Source organism: Sphingopyxis sp. (assembly GCF_036261875.1).
Taxonomy (GTDB): domain Bacteria; phylum Pseudomonadota; class Alphaproteobacteria; order Sphingomonadales; family Sphingomonadaceae; genus Sphingopyxis.
In genome coordinates, this window is the sequence record NZ_DATAJZ010000010.1 from 12,772 (window position 1) to 27,254 (window position 14,483).

General features: G+C 66.7%; 17 protein-coding genes. 8 read left to right on the forward strand and 9 right to left on the reverse strand.

The features are described from left to right. Positions 1 to 48: 48 nt before the first annotated feature. Positions 49 to 1,050: a pyridoxamine 5'-phosphate oxidase family protein gene (locus tag VHO04_RS05205; protein WP_329627310.1), complete on the reverse strand. Its 1,002-nt coding sequence runs from the start codon at positions 1,048 to 1,050 to the stop codon at positions 49 to 51. 91 nt (positions 1,051 to 1,141) lie between these two features. On the opposite strand from VHO04_RS05205, the gene VHO04_RS05210 reads away from it, so the two are divergent. Together VHO04_RS05210 and VHO04_RS05215 are read left to right on the forward strand one after the other, a co-directional pair. Beyond that, entirely contained in the window at positions 1,142 to 1,600 is a 459-nt protein-coding gene (locus VHO04_RS05210) for a hypothetical protein (RefSeq protein ID WP_329627311.1), read from the forward strand. Continuing rightward, complete coding sequence (locus VHO04_RS05215; protein ID WP_329627312.1) at positions 1,600 to 2,418, forward strand: ferredoxin--NADP reductase; 819 nt, start codon at positions 1,600 to 1,602, stop codon at positions 2,416 to 2,418. Before VHO04_RS05210 ends, VHO04_RS05215 begins: the two co-directional genes overlap by 1 nt. Positions 2,419 to 2,547: 129 nt before the next feature. Here the strand turns inward: VHO04_RS05215 and VHO04_RS05220 are convergent, their stop codons facing one another. Next, positions 2,548 to 3,957 carry a M20/M25/M40 family metallo-hydrolase gene (locus tag VHO04_RS05220; protein ID WP_329627313.1) on the reverse strand — a complete coding sequence of 470 codons (1,410 nt, stop codon included), beginning with the start codon at positions 3,955 to 3,957 and terminating at the stop codon, positions 2,548 to 2,550. Between the two features lie 115 nt (positions 3,958 to 4,072). On the opposite strand from VHO04_RS05220, the gene VHO04_RS05225 reads away from it, so the two are divergent. Genes VHO04_RS05225 through VHO04_RS05235 form a run of 3 tightly spaced genes read left to right on the forward strand, consistent with a single transcriptional unit; the run spans position 4,073 to position 5,897 of the window. Next, positions 4,073 to 4,702, forward strand: coding sequence for a lysophospholipid acyltransferase family protein (locus tag VHO04_RS05225; RefSeq protein WP_329627314.1), 630 nt, complete (start codon positions 4,073 to 4,075; stop codon positions 4,700 to 4,702). After that, the gene (locus tag VHO04_RS05230) at positions 4,699 to 5,517 is read left to right on the forward strand and encodes a DUF1295 domain-containing protein (protein ID WP_329627315.1); all 819 of its coding nucleotides are present in this window, start codon (positions 4,699 to 4,701) and stop codon (positions 5,515 to 5,517) included. The genes VHO04_RS05225 and VHO04_RS05230 overlap by 4 nt, the downstream gene beginning before the upstream one ends. Continuing rightward, a complete protein-coding gene (locus VHO04_RS05235) occupies positions 5,493 to 5,897 on the forward strand; it encodes a ribose-phosphate pyrophosphokinase (RefSeq protein ID WP_329627316.1) in 405 nt (134 codons plus the stop codon). Before VHO04_RS05230 ends, VHO04_RS05235 begins: the two co-directional genes overlap by 25 nt. A gap of 9 nt (positions 5,898 to 5,906) precedes the next feature. On the opposite strand, the gene VHO04_RS05240 is transcribed toward VHO04_RS05235, so the two are convergent. Then, the gene (locus VHO04_RS05240; protein WP_329627317.1) at positions 5,907 to 6,983 is read right to left on the reverse strand and encodes an alpha/beta hydrolase family protein; all 1,077 of its coding nucleotides are present in this window, start codon (positions 6,981 to 6,983) and stop codon (positions 5,907 to 5,909) included. Continuing rightward, the gene (locus VHO04_RS05245) at positions 6,980 to 7,909 is read right to left on the reverse strand and encodes an isopenicillin N synthase family dioxygenase (protein ID WP_329627318.1); all 930 of its coding nucleotides are present in this window, start codon (positions 7,907 to 7,909) and stop codon (positions 6,980 to 6,982) included. The genes VHO04_RS05240 and VHO04_RS05245 overlap by 4 nt, the downstream gene beginning before the upstream one ends. A gap of 134 nt (positions 7,910 to 8,043) precedes the next feature. Here VHO04_RS05245 and VHO04_RS05250 point away from each other — a divergent pair, with 134 nt between their 5' ends. After that, entirely contained in the window at positions 8,044 to 8,469 is a 426-nt protein-coding gene (locus VHO04_RS05250; protein ID WP_329627319.1) for an EVE domain-containing protein, read from the forward strand. A gap of 115 nt (positions 8,470 to 8,584) precedes the next feature. On the opposite strand, the gene VHO04_RS05255 is transcribed toward VHO04_RS05250, so the two are convergent. From VHO04_RS05255 to VHO04_RS05270, 4 genes are all read right to left on the reverse strand, one after another. After that, positions 8,585 to 8,899 carry a PilZ domain-containing protein gene (locus VHO04_RS05255; protein ID WP_329627320.1) on the reverse strand — a complete coding sequence of 105 codons (315 nt, stop codon included), beginning with the start codon at positions 8,897 to 8,899 and terminating at the stop codon, positions 8,585 to 8,587. Between the two features lie 82 nt (positions 8,900 to 8,981). Beyond that, positions 8,982 to 9,569 (reverse strand): SOS response-associated peptidase family protein, encoded by a 588-nt coding sequence (locus VHO04_RS05260; protein WP_329627321.1) that lies wholly within the window; start codon positions 9,567 to 9,569, stop codon positions 8,982 to 8,984. Positions 9,570 to 9,583: 14 nt separating this feature from the next. After that, positions 9,584 to 9,982 carry an alternative ribosome rescue aminoacyl-tRNA hydrolase ArfB gene (gene arfB, locus VHO04_RS05265; protein ID WP_329627322.1) on the reverse strand — a complete coding sequence of 133 codons (399 nt, stop codon included), beginning with the start codon at positions 9,980 to 9,982 and terminating at the stop codon, positions 9,584 to 9,586. Beyond that, positions 9,975 to 10,658, reverse strand: coding sequence for an RNA pseudouridine synthase (locus VHO04_RS05270; RefSeq protein ID WP_329627323.1), 684 nt, complete (start codon positions 10,656 to 10,658; stop codon positions 9,975 to 9,977). Before VHO04_RS05270 ends, arfB begins: the two co-directional genes overlap by 8 nt. 142 nt (positions 10,659 to 10,800) lie before the next feature. On the opposite strand from VHO04_RS05270, the gene VHO04_RS05275 reads away from it, so the two are divergent. Continuing rightward, a complete protein-coding gene (locus tag VHO04_RS05275; protein ID WP_329627324.1) occupies positions 10,801 to 13,011 on the forward strand; it encodes an EAL domain-containing protein in 2,211 nt (736 codons plus the stop codon). A gap of 58 nt (positions 13,012 to 13,069) precedes the next feature. Beyond that, entirely contained in the window at positions 13,070 to 14,194 is a 1,125-nt protein-coding gene (gene tgt, locus VHO04_RS05280; protein WP_329627325.1) for a tRNA guanosine(34) transglycosylase Tgt, read from the forward strand. 1 nt (position 14,195) lies between these two features. Here the strand turns inward: tgt and VHO04_RS05285 are convergent, their stop codons facing one another. Beyond that, positions 14,196 to 14,366: a NepR family anti-sigma factor gene (locus VHO04_RS05285; RefSeq protein ID WP_329627326.1), complete on the reverse strand. Its 171-nt coding sequence runs from the start codon at positions 14,364 to 14,366 to the stop codon at positions 14,196 to 14,198. Positions 14,367 to 14,483: the final 117 nt, after the last annotated feature.

Consider the following 14,483-nt stretch of genomic DNA (forward strand, 5'->3'; position numbering starts at 1 on the left):
CGTCACATGGCAAAGGGCGATGACGGACGGGGGTTCGCTTGGCGCGTCCTAATAGAGATTGTCCTTGTAATCCTTGTCGAGCGCCTTCTGCATCAGGCCGGGGATCGATACCGCGGCGCTGGCGATGCGGGCGCCGAGTCCCTTGTCCTTGTTGAGCCGCAGATGCTCCGCGAACATCTTCGCCGGCTTGATGTCGGCGAGCGCGGGTGCGGCGGGCCAGAGCCGGGCGCGGGCCAGCGCGGCGCTGGGCCGGAGCGTGATGGCGAGGCCCTGCACCGCGGTGACGAGCAGCGGCGTCTTGCCCTGCACCGTGAAGGGCGCGCGCGCCGCTTCGTCGCTGGTTGGCGACGCGGTGCCGGTCAGCACCGCGACGGCGGACGCGCCGGGCAGCAGCAGCGCCGCGGCGATGCGCGGCTGGGCGATGATGTTGCGGAAGCTGTCGGTGCGGCGGTTGCCGGGGCGGTCGGGAAACCAGAGCGCGCCGTCCGCCAGCCGCGCCATGCATCCCGCCGGGTCGCCCTTGGGGCTGAGGTCGGCGTGTCCCTGCGGGTCGACGGTCGCCAGCGCCATGAAGCGGCTCGCCGCGACGAAAGCGGCGACCTCGCCGGGCGCGGCGGCCAGTGGCTCTGCCGACCAGAAGTCGGAGCGGATCAGCGCCTTGGCGCAATGAACATAGCATTCCTCGACCGCGATCCGCGCGATGCCGCCGTCGATGTCCGCGACCCGGCCGTTGATGCGCAGCGTCTCGCCGATGCCGGGCAGCAGGAACAGCGAACTGAACCCCGCGCCCGCCCGGAACGGAGCAATATCGTCGATCAGGTCGAGCGGCACCGACAGCGTCGCGGCATCGGCGCTGGCAAAGCCTGGTTCGCCGCCGCCGATGGTGATCGCGATCGAGGCGCCGTCGCCGATCCCTGCGAACATCAGCGGCGATGCGGCGAGCCAGCGCCGCGCGGTCGCATCGACATGATCGATCACCTTCAGGTTGATCGCGGGCGGCGGCTTGCCGACCACCGCTTCGAGCGCGGCGATGCTGTCGATGACGCTCATGCGGTTCCTTTCGTGCAGATTTTCATCATGGCATAATTGCAAATGACTTGCAATAACATATAAGCGCGCGGCATCCTGCACGGAGAATAGCATGTACGCCCTTGTCGACCGGCCGGTCGAAAGCCTGACCAACAGCGGCCGCTTCCTTTTATGGGCGATGCGCGGTTGGGCCCATGCCGCGACGCGCGGCGCCTGTCCGCCGTCGGCGCTGCGCCGCGGCTTTGCCGATACGGGCGCACTGGCGGCGCTTCCCGATTTCCATGTCGCGATGGCGCTCCTCGCCACCGGAGCGTCCGCGCCGATCGAGCTGGCGCCGATGCCCTGTGTCCAGATTTCAGAGCATGAAGCAATTCTGCTTGGACTCTGGCGCGATTTTTCGCTGGAGGACGGGGCTGCCGCCCGTACCACCCTCGCCCTGCTCGTCGGCAATTCCAGCGTCGGACCGGTCGCCCATGCGATGTGCGCGGCGATCGAAAGACTGGCCTTCGCGGGATTCCACCTGTCGGTCCTCACGGCCGGCGCCATGAAGCATCAGGAAAGTCCAAAGTGATGAGTGATCGTATTGCCGCAGCCGCCAAACTGGCCCCCTCCGCCTCGCTGACCGTCGAGGACGTGCTGCGGGTGCGCCACTGGAACGAGCATCTGTTCAGCTTCTCGATCACCCGCCCGCCGAGCTTTCGCTTCCGTTCGGGTGAGTTCGTGATGATCGGGTTGCCGGGCGGCGAAGGACGGCCGCTGCTGCGCGCCTATTCGATCGCGAGCCCCGCCTGGTCGGACGAGATCGAATTTCTGTCGATCAAGGTGCCCGACGGCCCGCTGACCTCGCGCCTGCAGAAGATCGCGCCGGGCGACCCCATCTACCTTGGCCGCAAGCCGACCGGGACGCTCGTCGCCGATGCGCTGCTGCCGGGCAAGCGGCTATTCCTGCTCTCGACCGGCACCGGCCTCGCGCCCTTTCTCAGCCTGGCGCGCGATCCCGACATCTATGACCGCTTCAGCCAGGTCGTGATCGTCCATTGCGTCCGGCAGGTCAGCGACCTTGCGTTCCGCGAGGAGCTCGAAAGCCAGCTCGCGGGCGATCCGCTGGTGCAGGATCAGGCGCTGCTGCAATTCCATTATCTGCCGACGGTGACGCGCGAGCCCTTCCGTATCGAGGGGCGCATCGATGCGCTGATCGACAATGGCCGCTTGTTCGGCCATCCGCTGACCGGCCCCGGCGAGTTCGACCCCGCGACCGATCGCATCATGATGTGCGGCAGCATGGCGATGATCCGCGATCTGCAGGCCCGCTTCCTGTCGCTCGGCTTCAAGGAGGGCTCGAACGCCGCGCCCGGCGACTTCGTGATCGAGCGCGCGTTCGTGGGGTAATACGCCTCGTCATTGCGAGGAGCGAAGCGACGCGGCAATCTCCAGCCCTCGGCGTTGCGCAACGCCGAGGGCTGGAGATTGCTTCCCCCGGCTTTCGCCGGGGTCGCAATGACGGATTAGAGACGGCGTTCAGGGCTTCCCTGCGTAAGCCTTCACCAGATCGTACATATAGTCGCGCCCGACATAGACCGACCGCACCTCCATGCGTTCGTTGAGGCCGTGCGCGCCATTGCCGTCGGGGTCGCCCCACATGCCGGGGATGCCATAGGTCGGGATGCCGACCGCGCCGAGGAAGGTCGCGTCGGTATAGCCGTTCGCCATCGCGGGAACGACCTTCAGCCCCGGCCAATATTTGTCGACCAGCGTCTGCATCGGCCCGATCACCTTGGGGTCGAGCGGCGGCGCGGGCGGGGCGGGGCGCTTGGGCGGTAGCTGGGTGACGGTGACGCCCGAATCGCCGATCAACGTCGCCAGTTCGTCGCGGATCGATTCGATGCTGTGCCCCGGAAAGATACGGCAATTGATGTTCGCCCCGGCGCGCTGCGGCAGCGCGTTCGCCGCGTGCCCGCCGTCGAGCAACGTCGCGACGCAGGTCGTGCGCAGATTGCTGTGCAGGAAGGGGTCCTTGTTGACGATCGCCTCCGCCGCCTTGTCGGCAGGGTTCTTCGCGAGCGCGGCCATCGCGCGGCCGGTCTCGTCGCCGCGCGCCGCCCCGGCTTCGGTGAAGAAGCGCCGCGTCGTGTCGGTCATCTCGAGCGGGAAGTCATAGGCGGCGATCTTTCCCAGCGCGGCGGCGAGCTGATAGATCGCGTTGGCGGGAACCGGCGCCGAGCTGTGGCCGCCGGGGTTGCGGGTTTCGAGGCGGAAATTGGCGAAGGTCTTCTCGCCGACCTGCACCGACTGGCCGAGCACCTTGCCCTTTCCGTCACTGTCGCCGCCGCCGCCTTCGTTGAGGGCGAATTCGGCATCGATCAGGTCACGCTTGTTCGCGGCGAGCCATTCGGCGCCGTTGAACGCGCCGTTGGTCTCCTCGCCGCAGGTCAGCGCGACCTTGACCGTGCGTTTGGGCTTATAGCCTTCCTGCTTGAAGCGGATCAGCGTGTCGATCCAGACCGCCGCCTGCGCTTTGTCGTCGGCAGTGCCGCGGCCATAGAAATAGCCATTCTCCTCGACCATCGTGAACGGGTCGCGCTCCCAATCCGCGCGCTTCGCCTCGACGACGTCGATATGCGCGATCAGCAGGATCGGCTTCGCGCGCTTCGCCGTGCCGGGATAGACGGCGACGAGGCCGCCTTCCTTCGGATGTTCGGGGGTCGCGAACAAAGTGAGCTGGCCGTCGGCGAAACCCGCGGCCTTGAGCCGCGCCGCCATGCGCTCGGCGGCGAGGGTGCAGCTTCCCGACGAGAGCGTCGTGTTGGTCTCGACCAGCTCCTTATAGAGGTCGCGGAAAGCGAGCTGGTCGGGACGCGGCGCCTCCTCAGCCAGACCCGGCGTCGCCATCATCAGCGCGGACGCCAGCAGCGCGGTCGCCTTCCTCATCGTCTCTCCCCTCTTCCTGAAAGCTGAGAAAGCTAAGGAGCAGAAAGCGGAGCGGGCCGCAAGCCGCTTGCGCCCCCGCGGGCTTTCGCGCAAGTGCTGCGAAGGGGAGACGATTTTGACCGCTATCGCAGACGATCCGCCGGGACTGGTGGCGCGCGCCGTGCGGCGCTTGCTGTTGCTGCTCTATCGGATGCGCGGCTGGAAGGCAGTGGGCGAGGTGCCCGAACCGCGGCGCTTCATCATCATCGCCGCGCCGCACACGAGCAACTGGGATTTCGTCAACTATCTGGGGCTCACCGCTGACCTGGGGGTGCGGCCGCATTTCATGGGCAAGCTGTCGCTGTTCCGCTGGCCGATCGGCGGTTTCATGCGCCAGATGGGCGGGGTGCCGGTCGACCGCGCCCATGCGAGCAACGCGGTGCAGCAGATGGTGGACGAGTTCGCGCGCCGCGCCGAATTCATGCTGACCGTCGCGCCCGAGGGAACGCGCGGCAAGGCACGGAAATGGCGCACCGGCTTTTATCAGATCGCGCTGGCGGCGAAGGTGCCGATGGTCGTCGGGCTGATGGATTATGGGACCAAGACCGGCGGGCTCGGGCCGCTGATCTGGCCGACGGGCGATTTTCGCGCCGACATGATGAAGGTGTTCGACGTCTATAAAAACTGTATTCCCAAATTCCCCGAACGCGCGGTCCGTTCGATCGACGACATCGTGGGGACGGAGGAGGAAGGAGCGCGCGGATGAGCGATGCGCTGGCGATGCTGGGGCTGAATTTCGCGGCGTTGATCGCGGTGGTGCTGATCCTGTGGGGGGTCGCCGTTCGCATCCGCGACGTGTCGTTCATCGATGCCTTCTGGGCGTTCGGCATGGTGCTCTTGGCTTGGGCAAGCGTCTTGCAGGTCGGAGTCGGCGCGCCGCATGGTCTGCTGCTGCTGGGCCTCTCGACCCTGTGGGGACTGCGCCTCGCGATCCATCTGTTCCGGCGCTGGCGGGCCGAGGGCGAGGATCCGCGCTATCAGAAGATCCTCGGCGGCGTCATGAAGCAGCGCGGCTGGAGTTGGCCGCGTTCGGCGCTGGTGATGGTGTTCCTGATGCAGGCGCCGCTGCTCTTCCTCACCTGCCTTCCCGTGCAGGTCGGCATCTGGGCGAGTGCGGCGAACACGGCGTCCGCCATCGGCCTCATCGGTTGGATCGGTGCTGCGGCGGCGCTGATCGGAATCGCGTTCGAGAGCATCGGCGACGCGCAGCTCGCCCGCTTTCGCGCCGACCCAGCGAACAAGGGCAAGGTGCTCGACACCGGTCTCTGGCGCTATACGCGGCATCCCAATTATTTCGGCGATACGCTGACCTGGTGGGGGCTGTGGCTGATCGCTGCCGACCTTGGCCCGTGGGTCGCGCTGGCGAGCGTTGCGGGGCCCGTCTTCCTCACCTTCACGCTCACGCGCTGGTCGGGCAAGGCCCTGCTCGAAAAGGGGCTGCACAAGACGCGCCCCGCCTATGCCGACTATGTCCGGCGCACTTCGGGATTTATTCCATGGCCGCCAAAGACCAGGGGCTAGGCGCGCCCGAAACCGCCGCCGACGTTTCGGCGCTCGGCGATGCGCCGCGCATCCGCGCGATCCTGACCGCGGCGGCGCGCGAGGGGCGGAGCGTCAGCTACTCCGAGCTGCTGGGCGACCTCGGCTTCCGTTTCACCCGGCCCAAGATGCGCGCGGTGTGCCGGACGCTGGCCGAGGTTGACCGCCTCTGCGCGCTCGATGGCGAGCCCGACCTCGCGGTGCTGGTGGTGCGCGAGAGCGACCGGCTGCCGGGGCAGGGCTGGTGGGTCGGTGGCACCGCGCTGCTCCTAGGCTACGACGGCCCGTGGGAGGGCGCCGCGGCGGCGCGCTTCATCCGCGAGCAGCAGCAGGCGGTGTTCGATTATTGGGAGGGACGGTAGGGGAAGGCGTCAGTTCCCGATGAACCCTTGGGCCGCAAGCCAGCTCGACAGCAGCGCAAAATATTCCGGGGAATCCGGTCGCTCGGTGCCGTCGTACTTCGGATCGAGCGACGTCTTGAGGTCTTCCGACATTTGCATCGCGTGATCGGCGCCGGCGATCACATGCACCTCCATCTTCGGCATTTGCGGTGCGATGGCTTTCAGGCGTTTCATCGAGTCGGCGACCGGTACCACGGCATCATCGGCGCCATAGAGGACGAGGGTCGGCACGGTGACCGCCTTCAGATTCACCAGCGGATCATTTTCAATCTCCTTGCGCCAACCCGACACGTCGCGGTCGCGAAAGGTTTCGCCCATGTAGAGATATTTGAACCACGGCTTGGTCTTGATCCCGTCGAGCTTCGCCTGCGCCTCGGTTCGGCTCACGGAGCCGCGCATATAATCGTCGACGGCCTTTCGCGCCGCGACCATCTGGTCGACGTCGGCCTGCGAATAGCCGTTGGCCTTCAGATGGTTCGTCGAGGAGAAGATCATCTGCACGTCGGCGGTCACGACCGGCGCCGACACGGCGACGACAAAGGCGATATCGGGGCTTCGCGATGCGGCGAGCGGCGAAATCCAGCCGCCCTGGCTCAGCCCCCACGTCCCGATACGCCGCGGATCGATGCGCGGATCGGTTTTCAGATGCCTTACGGCCGCGACCGCGTCGTCGGCCAGGATCGTAAAGTCGCCCCCGGCATCCTGTTTGCCCGACGCACCCGATCCGCGCCGGTCATAGGTGAAGACGGCAATACCCAGCGTGGGTAGGATCGTTTTGAGATGATCGTAGAGGGAGGCGGACCGCAGCGGCGACGAGGCGCTGTGCGTCACGACCACCGCTGCCACGGGCTTGCCGCTGACGGGGAGATAGAGGGTTCCCGAAAGCTCCGCATCGCCGCTGGCAAACCGGCGATCCTCGGTCACCACCCTGGTCGTCGCGGGCGCGCTCCAGGGCAGGCCGCGCGGTTCCGGCGCCGCCAGGGCGGGGGTCAGCGACCCGCCGAGGCTCGCCGCGAGCGCGAACACACCGGCGGCCTTGCGCATCATGTCTTCAGCCCGATCTCGCGCAGCCGCTCCTGCAGATAGTCGTCGGCGGTGATCGGTGTCGGGTAGAGATTCGGGTGCGACGCATCGATGCAGCTTTCCAGCGTCCGAATCGGATAATCCGAGCGGAAATGCAGGAAGAAGGGCATCGAATAGCGCGCGACGCTGGCGCGGCCCGCGTCGGGGTTGCGGACGCGGTGGGTGGTCGAGGGGAGGCGGTTGTTGGTCAGCCGCTGGAGCATGTCGCCGACATTGACCGCCATCGCGCCCGGCGGCGGGCTGACCGGAAGCCACGATCCGTCCTTGTCGAGGATTTCGAGCCCCGCTTCCTCGGCGCCCAGGAGGAGCGTGATCGTGTTGATGTCCTCATGCGCCTCGGCGCGAATGCCCTTCGCGGGGCCCGCGACCGGCGGATAATGGAGCAGGCGCATCACGCTGTTGCCGTCGGCAACCGTGTCGTCGAAGAAATCGGGCGCGAGGCCGAGGTAGCGCGCGATCCCGGACAGGAGCCGGCCGCCGACGCGGTCGAATTCGGCGAAGAGCTTATCATAGACGGCGCGGAAGCCGTCGACTTCGGCGGGCCAGACGTTGTTCGGCTGCTGCGCGGCGAGCCGATGGCCTTCGGGCAGGTCGCGGCCGACGTGCCAGAATTCCTTGAGGTCGACCTCCTTCGCGCCCTTGGCGATCTCGGTCCCGAACGGCGTATAGCCGCGCGCGCCTCCGCCGCCGGGTATATGATAAGCGCGCTTCGCCTCCTCGGGCAGCGCGAAGAAGGCCTTCGCCTTCGTCCAGGCATCGTCGATCAGCGCGGGGTCGATGCCATGATCGGTGATCATCGCGAAGCCGAAGCGCTCGAACGAGGCGCCGAAGTCGTGCGCGAACTGCTCGGCGGGGAGCGACATGGAAATGACGGGAACGGCAGCGGTCATGCGTGGGAAGTCCATTCGATTCAGGGGCGGCGCCCGGCGGGCGCTGGATGAGTCGCGATTTAGGCGCTGCGGCGCGCGGGTTAAAGGGAAAAAGGCGGTTTCGCCGCGCGCGGGGCTCGGCTAGACCCGCTGCCATGGCAAAGCAATATTGGCTGATGAAATCCGAACCCGACGCCTATGCGTGGGACCAGCTTGTCAAGGACGGCACCGGTATCTGGGACGGCGTGCGCAACCACAGCGCCAAGCTCAACATGAAGGCGATGAAGGTCGGCGACGAAGCGCTCTTCTATCACAGCAATATCGGCAAGGAATGCGTTGGGGTCATGACGATCACCGAAGAGGCCTTTCCCGACCCGACCGCCGAAGAGGGTTCGCCGTGGGTGGTGGTGCGCGTCGCGCCGGTGCGCGCGCTGAAACATTCCGTAACGCTGGCGGCGATCAAGGCCGACCCGAAGCTCGCCGACATGGACCTGATTCGCCTATCGCGCCTGTCGGTCGGGCGCGTCACGCCTGTTGAGTGGAAGCATATCCTGAAGATGTCGGAGAAGGCGGAGGGCTGACGATCTCGTCATTGCGAGCGCAGCGAAGCAATCTCCAGCTTTCGAAATCGCGCGACGTTGATGGCTGGAGATTGCTTCGTCGCTGCGCTCCTCGCAATGACAGACGTGGCTGATCTCAGCGCAGCTTTACCTGCAGATGCTTTGCCACCGACGGGTGCAGCGGATGCACGAACTCGCAGCCGAAATTATTGCCGTCGGCGCGGCGGACTACTGCTTCGAGTTGTTGCAGGCCGGGCAGGTTCACCCAGATATGCTTGCCGATCTGCGGCCGCGCGAAGGTCACCATCCGGAATCCGGTCGAGGACAGGTCGAACAACTCGACGTCGAACGGATTGAAGCCTGGCTCGCGAAAGCGCGCGCGGCCGCACACGGGCGCGCGCTCGGCGCCTCGCGTCCGCGCTGCCGGTTTGCCGTTGGTTGTCGTCTGCACGGTCCTGCGTCCCAGCCTCATCTGATTCGGGCCGAAACTAGCGCCCCATTGGTTATCTCAAAGTGAAGAAGCATGGTGAATTTCACGGGTGCGGCGGCGCGTCTCCGACCGCCATCAAATGGCCGGGATAGGGCGCGACGAGCCCGCTCGCCTCGCGCCAGTCGGCGGTCAACCAGCGTTCCTGGTCCTCGGGATGGAGGATCAGCGGCATGGCGTTCGGCTGATAACGTTCGACGAGGCTGTTGGGATCGGTGATGAGCAGCGCGAAGCTCGGCCAGTCCTCGGTCTGGCGCTGGATCCCGGCAAAGGCGAAGATCGGGCGGCCGGGAAGCGAGAACCAATGCTGGCGGCGTGCGCCGTCCGGACCCGACCATTCGGCATAGCTCGTCGCCGGAATCAGGCAGCGAAGTTCGGGATGGCGCAGCGTGCCGATCCAGAAAGGGCTCGCGAGGTTGCGGACGCTGGTGATCGGCCGCGTCCCGCGTGGCGGCGGCGGGACGCCCCACAATCGCGGGCGCAGGAAACGGCGCGGCCCGCGGCTGTCGGGGACGATCACCGGCGCCGGGCGGCCCGGCGCGACATAGTCGCCTGTCCATGGATCGTCGCCGGTCTCGACCCCGAAAGCGCTGGAAATCTGCGCCGCCGTGGCGTCGAGGCGATAGAGTTGCATCGCCTCGGCGTCCGCTAGTCGAAGGACACGCGGCCGCGCCCGGCCTTGACCGTGGCGCGGGCTTTCTTGCTGTCGACGCGTCGTGCCTTGGCCGCCTTGCTCGGCTTGGTCTTGATGCGCTTTTCGGGGCGGACGAGGGCCGCATCGATCAGTTCGTTCAGCCGTTGCCGCGCGTCGGCGCGGTTCGCTTCCTGGGTGCGGAAGCGGCGCGCGAGGATGACGAGTTCGCCCTCGGTCGTCATCCGGCTGCCCGCGAGCGTCTTCAATCGCCGATAAGCGTCGGGGGGCAGGCCGAGCGCATAGACGTCAACGCGAAGCTGGCACGCGGTCGCGACCTTGTTGACATTCTGCCCGCCCGGCCCCGTGCCCGCGAGGAATTTTTCCGTGATCGCGCTTTCGGGAATATCAGCCACGGGTCGGCGCCGCGCCTTCCGGCGGCTCGAACCCCAGCGCCGCGAAGCGATCGGGGAAGGGGGCTTCCGCGATGATTGGCGGCTTGACGTCACGTTTCACGACGAGCCGTTCGGCATGGAGCATCGTGCGGTCCCTCCGCCCGCCGGTGCCATAAACGGGATCGCCGACGATCGGAAAGCCGAGCCCTTCGAGCGCGTGGACGCGAAGCTGGTGCGTGCGCCCGGTCTCGGGACGAAAGCGGAGCAGGGCGCGGCCGTTCGCGACTGCCAGCGTCTCCCAATGTGACACCGACGGCTTGCCCTTCGGGTCGACGACCATCCGCCAGCCCGCCTCGGCGGTCGACGTCTTGCCGAGCGGCAGGTCGATGGTGCCGCGATCGTCCGTCGGCACACCGGCCAGGATCGCGAGATATTGCTTCTCGACCTCGCGCCCCTCGAAGGCGCGGGTGAAGCGCCCGTGCGCCTTGGGATTGCGCGCGAGCAGCAGGCAGCCCGAGGTGTCGCGGTCGAGCCGGTGGACCGCGAGCGGCCAGCGCTTGAAGCCGAAGCGCAGGCTGTCCAAATGATTTTCGAGGCTGAGGCTGCCGTCGCGCGGCGGATCGACCGGCAGGCCTTCGGGCTTGTCGATGACGAGGGCCTCGCCGTCGAGGAAGAGAATGCGATCGGAAAGCAGCATGGCGCGCCTATAGGCGAAGCGGGGCGCGACGCCAACTTTCCCTATATGGGACAGGAGCGAGCGCCGGGAGCCCCGATATTTACATTATGGCAAGGCATTGCGGGCATTGCGGACCCCGGACTTAAGGGGTGGGTAAGGCTTCGTGGCAGCGGGGATCGAGAAGAGCGCCGGGGACAAGAACGAGCGCGACGAAAGCGCGGCGAACGACGGCGCGCGCGGATTTTTCGGCAAGATCGGCGCGCGCAAAGCGCGGTCGCGCGGCGATGCATCCGAACCCGCCGCGCATCTCGACACGCGCGAAGCGCTGTTGCTCGTTCGCAATTACGAGGAAAGCAACCGCGGCTGGTTCTGGTCGACCGATGCGAACGGGCGGCTGACCTATATCACCGACGCGGTCGCGCGGCTGATGGGACGGACGGGCGGCGCGCTGCTCGGCACCAGCTTCACCGACCTTTTCCTTCCCGTCGACAGCCATGGCGAGCGCCAGCGCACCTTGCCGTTCCTGATGACCCGCCAGTCGAAATTCGACGAACTGCCATTGCGCAGCGCCTTCGAGGGCGACGATCGCTGGTGGGCGGTGTCGGGATCGCCGCATTTCGACGGCGGCGGCCGCTTCACCGGCTATCGCGGCAGCGGTGCCGACATCACCGCGCAGCGCCGTTCGGCCGAGGACGCTTCGCGCCTCGCGCTCTATGATTCGCTGACCGGGCTCGCGAATCGCTTCCATATTTCGAAGAAGCTCGACACGACGCTCGCCGCCTTCGCGCAGCAGCAGCGGAGCTGCGCGATCATGCTGCTCGACCTCGACCGCTTCAAACAGGTCAACGACACGCTGGGTCACCCGGCGGGCGACGCGCTGCTCAAGCAGGTCGCCGAGCGGCTGCTCAAGATCGTCGGCGACAAGGAGATGGTCAGCCGCCTCGGCGGCGACGAGTTCCAGATCATCCTTCCCGACGTCGAGGATCGCGGCAAGCTGGGCGACATGGCCGCCGACATCATCGCCAGCCTGTCGCAGCCCTATTCGGTCGAGGGCAGCCGCTGCATCATCGGCGCCTCGGTCGGGGTCGCGATCGCGCCCTTCGACGGACTGACCAGCGACGACCTCGTCCGCAACGCCGACCTCGCGCTCTACGCCGCAAAGGGCAACGGCCGCGGCCGCTTCGCTTTCTATTCGAGCGATCTTCACCAGGCGGCCGAGGATCGCCGCAAGCTCGAGGAGGATCTGCGCGACGCGCTCGCGCGTGGCGAGATGGAATTGCGCTACCAGCCCGTCGTCAACGCCCAGTCGAACATGGTGACGGGGGTCGAGGCGCTGGTCCGCTGGACGCATCCCGACCGCGGCGTGATTTCGCCGTCGGTCTTCATCCCGATCGCCGAGGAAGCCAATCTCATCTGGCCGCTCGGCGAATGGGTGCTGCGCAAAGCCTGCGAAGAAGCCGCGCGCTGGCCCGGCGAGCTGCGCGTCGCGGTCAACGTCTCGCCGATCCAGTTCGCCAATGCTGACCTGCCCAAGGTCGTCGCGAGCGCGCTCGCCGCCGCGGGGCTGCCGCCCGACCGGCTCGAGCTTGAGATCACCGAAAGCGTGTTCCTCGCCGATTCGAACGAGACGGCGCGGATGTTCAAGGCGCTGAAGGGGCTCGGCGTGCGGCTGGCGCTCGACGATTTCGGCACCGGCTATTCCTCGCTCGGCTATCTGCAATCGGCGCCGTTCGACAAGATCAAGATCGACCAGAGCTTCGTGCGCGGGGCGACCCAGAAGGGATCGCGCAACGCCGCGATCATCGCCGCGATCGTCGCGCTCGCCGAGGCGCTCGACATGGAGACGACCGCCGAAGGCATCGAATCGCACGACCAGCTCGACCTGATCCGCAAGCTCGCGGTCAGCCATGTGCAGGGCTATATCTACAGCCAGCCGGTATCGAGCGACGAACTGCTGGGTCATGCCGAGGCGGGATCGTGGATCATCAAGCCATCGGGCCCGGCGCGCCAGCGCAACGACCGCTTCCAGATGTTCCGCAAGGTCGGCGCGGTGCACGGCAACCACCGTTACAATGTCGTCATCCGCAACCTGTCGGCGACGGGCGCCTTCATCGAGGGCATATTGGACGTGCCGAAGGGGACGCAGTTCGTGATCGATTTCGGCGAAGGCCAGCTCGCGACCGCGACGGTCCGCCGCTCGATGAAGCACCAGCAGGGCGTCGAATTCGAGCAGTCGCTGGTCAGCGACGGCAACGGCGGTCTCTGCACCCGGCACCGCGTCTCGCCCTATCTGATCGCGGCGGCGAGCCAGCAGGCGCAGGCGAATCTGGCGCTGCCCGCCTTCACCACGGCCAACGACTGGCAGGCGGCCTGACGGCGCCTGCGGGGGCAATCCTCGACTTTTGGCGCGGGCGCGGCCATAGGCGCGCGCCATGACCGACAGATTCGCTTTTCAGGTCGCCGCGACCGACGGCGCCGCGCGCACCGGCGTCATCACCATGCGGCGCGGCGAGATCCGCACCCCCGCCTTCATGCCCGTCGGCACCGCGGCGACGGTGAAGGCGATGCGCCCCGCCGAGGTGCGCAGGGCCGGCGCCGACATCATTCTCGGCAATACCTATCATCTGATGCTGCGGCCCGGCGCAGAGCGGATGGCGCGGCTCGGCGGGCTGCACGATTTCATGGGTTGGGACCGCCCGATCCTGACCGACAGCGGCGGCTATCAGGTGATGAGCCTGTCGGCGCTGACCAAGCAGAGCGAAGAGGGGGTGGCGTTCAAGAGCCACCTCGACGGCTCGCGCCACATGCTGACCCCCGAACGCTCGATGGAAATCCAGCGCCTGCTCGGCAGCGATATCGTCATGGCGTTCGACGAATGTCCGCCGAACGGCGTCGATGCAAAGCGCGCCGAAGCGAGCATGGAGCGCTCGATGCGCTGGGCGGCGCGGAGCCGTGCGGGGTTCGACGCGGGCGGGGACCATGCCGAGCGTTCGGCGCTGTTCGGGATTCAGCAGGGTTCGCTCGACGAGAGACTGCGCGCGCGCTCGGCGTCGGTGCTGATCGAGATCGGTTTCGACGGCTATGCGATCGGCGGATTGGCCGTCGGCGAAGGCCAGGAGGCGATGTTCGGCGTGCTCGACTTCGCCCCCGGCCAGCTTCCCGCCGACAAGCCGCGCTATCTGATGGGGGTGGGGAAGCCCGACGATCTGGTCGGCGCGGTCGCGCGTGGGGTCGACATGTTCGACTGCGTGCTGCCGACGCGCTCGGGCCGCAATGGTCAGGCCTTCACCTGGGACGGGCCGGTCAATATCCGCAACGCCAAACATGCCGAGGATCTGGGGCCGCTCGATGCGTCGTGCGACTGTCCGGTCTGCACGACCTGGTCGCGCGCCTATCTCCACCATCTCGTCCGTGCGGGCGAGATGCTGGGCGCGATGCTGATGACGCAGCATAATCTGCATTTTTATCAGGCGCTGATGCAGGCGATGCGCGATGCCATCGCGGCGGGGACGTTCGCGGCGTTCCAGACGGATTTCGCCGCGCGCTACCGGAAATGAATCAGTTCAGCTTGTTTAAGAGGTCGAGCATCGATTGGGGGATGGTTTCGTCGACGGCAGAGTCGTAGGCGCGGCGCAGGGCGATATTAATCTCCTGCACCTTCCCGGGGAGTTTCTTCTCGGCGTCCTTTCCGGCCGGCTTTTCGGGCGGCGAACCGGATTCAGACGACATCATATTGCCAGACGCTCGACATGGGCCCTTTTGCTAACCGCATGGTAACCAAAGCGCAATGCGCCTTTGTTGCTTCCCTATGAAACTAATTTACGGCTAAATCGTTCCCAAGGGGTG

Coding starts and splice junctions, on each gene's coding strand:
- VHO04_RS05205 (WP_329627310.1), bottom strand. CDS start 1,050: ATGAGCGTCATCGACAGCATCGCCGCGCTCGAAGCGGTGGTCGGCAAG.
- VHO04_RS05210 (WP_329627311.1), top strand. CDS start 1,142: ATGTACGCCCTTGTCGACCGGCCGGTCGAAAGCCTGACCAACAGCGGC.
- VHO04_RS05215 (WP_329627312.1), top strand. CDS start 1,600: ATGAGTGATCGTATTGCCGCAGCCGCCAAACTGGCCCCCTCCGCCTCG.
- VHO04_RS05220 (WP_329627313.1), bottom strand. CDS start 3,957: ATGAGGAAGGCGACCGCGCTGCTGGCGTCCGCGCTGATGATGGCGACG.
- VHO04_RS05230 (WP_329627315.1), top strand. CDS start 4,699: ATGAGCGATGCGCTGGCGATGCTGGGGCTGAATTTCGCGGCGTTGATC.
- VHO04_RS05235 (WP_329627316.1), top strand. CDS start 5,493: ATGGCCGCCAAAGACCAGGGGCTAGGCGCGCCCGAAACCGCCGCCGAC.
- VHO04_RS05240 (WP_329627317.1), bottom strand. CDS start 6,983: ATGATGCGCAAGGCCGCCGGTGTGTTCGCGCTCGCGGCGAGCCTCGGC.
- VHO04_RS05245 (WP_329627318.1), bottom strand. CDS start 7,909: ATGACCGCTGCCGTTCCCGTCATTTCCATGTCGCTCCCCGCCGAGCAG.
- VHO04_RS05250 (WP_329627319.1), top strand. CDS start 8,044: ATGGCAAAGCAATATTGGCTGATGAAATCCGAACCCGACGCCTATGCG.
- VHO04_RS05260 (WP_329627321.1), bottom strand. CDS start 9,569: ATGCAACTCTATCGCCTCGACGCCACGGCGGCGCAGATTTCCAGCGCT.
- VHO04_RS05270 (WP_329627323.1), bottom strand. CDS start 10,658: ATGCTGCTTTCCGATCGCATTCTCTTCCTCGACGGCGAGGCCCTCGTC.
- tgt (WP_329627325.1), top strand. CDS start 13,070: ATGACCGACAGATTCGCTTTTCAGGTCGCCGCGACCGACGGCGCCGCG.
- VHO04_RS05285 (WP_329627326.1), bottom strand. CDS start 14,366: ATGTCGTCTGAATCCGGTTCGCCGCCCGAAAAGCCGGCCGGAAAGGAC.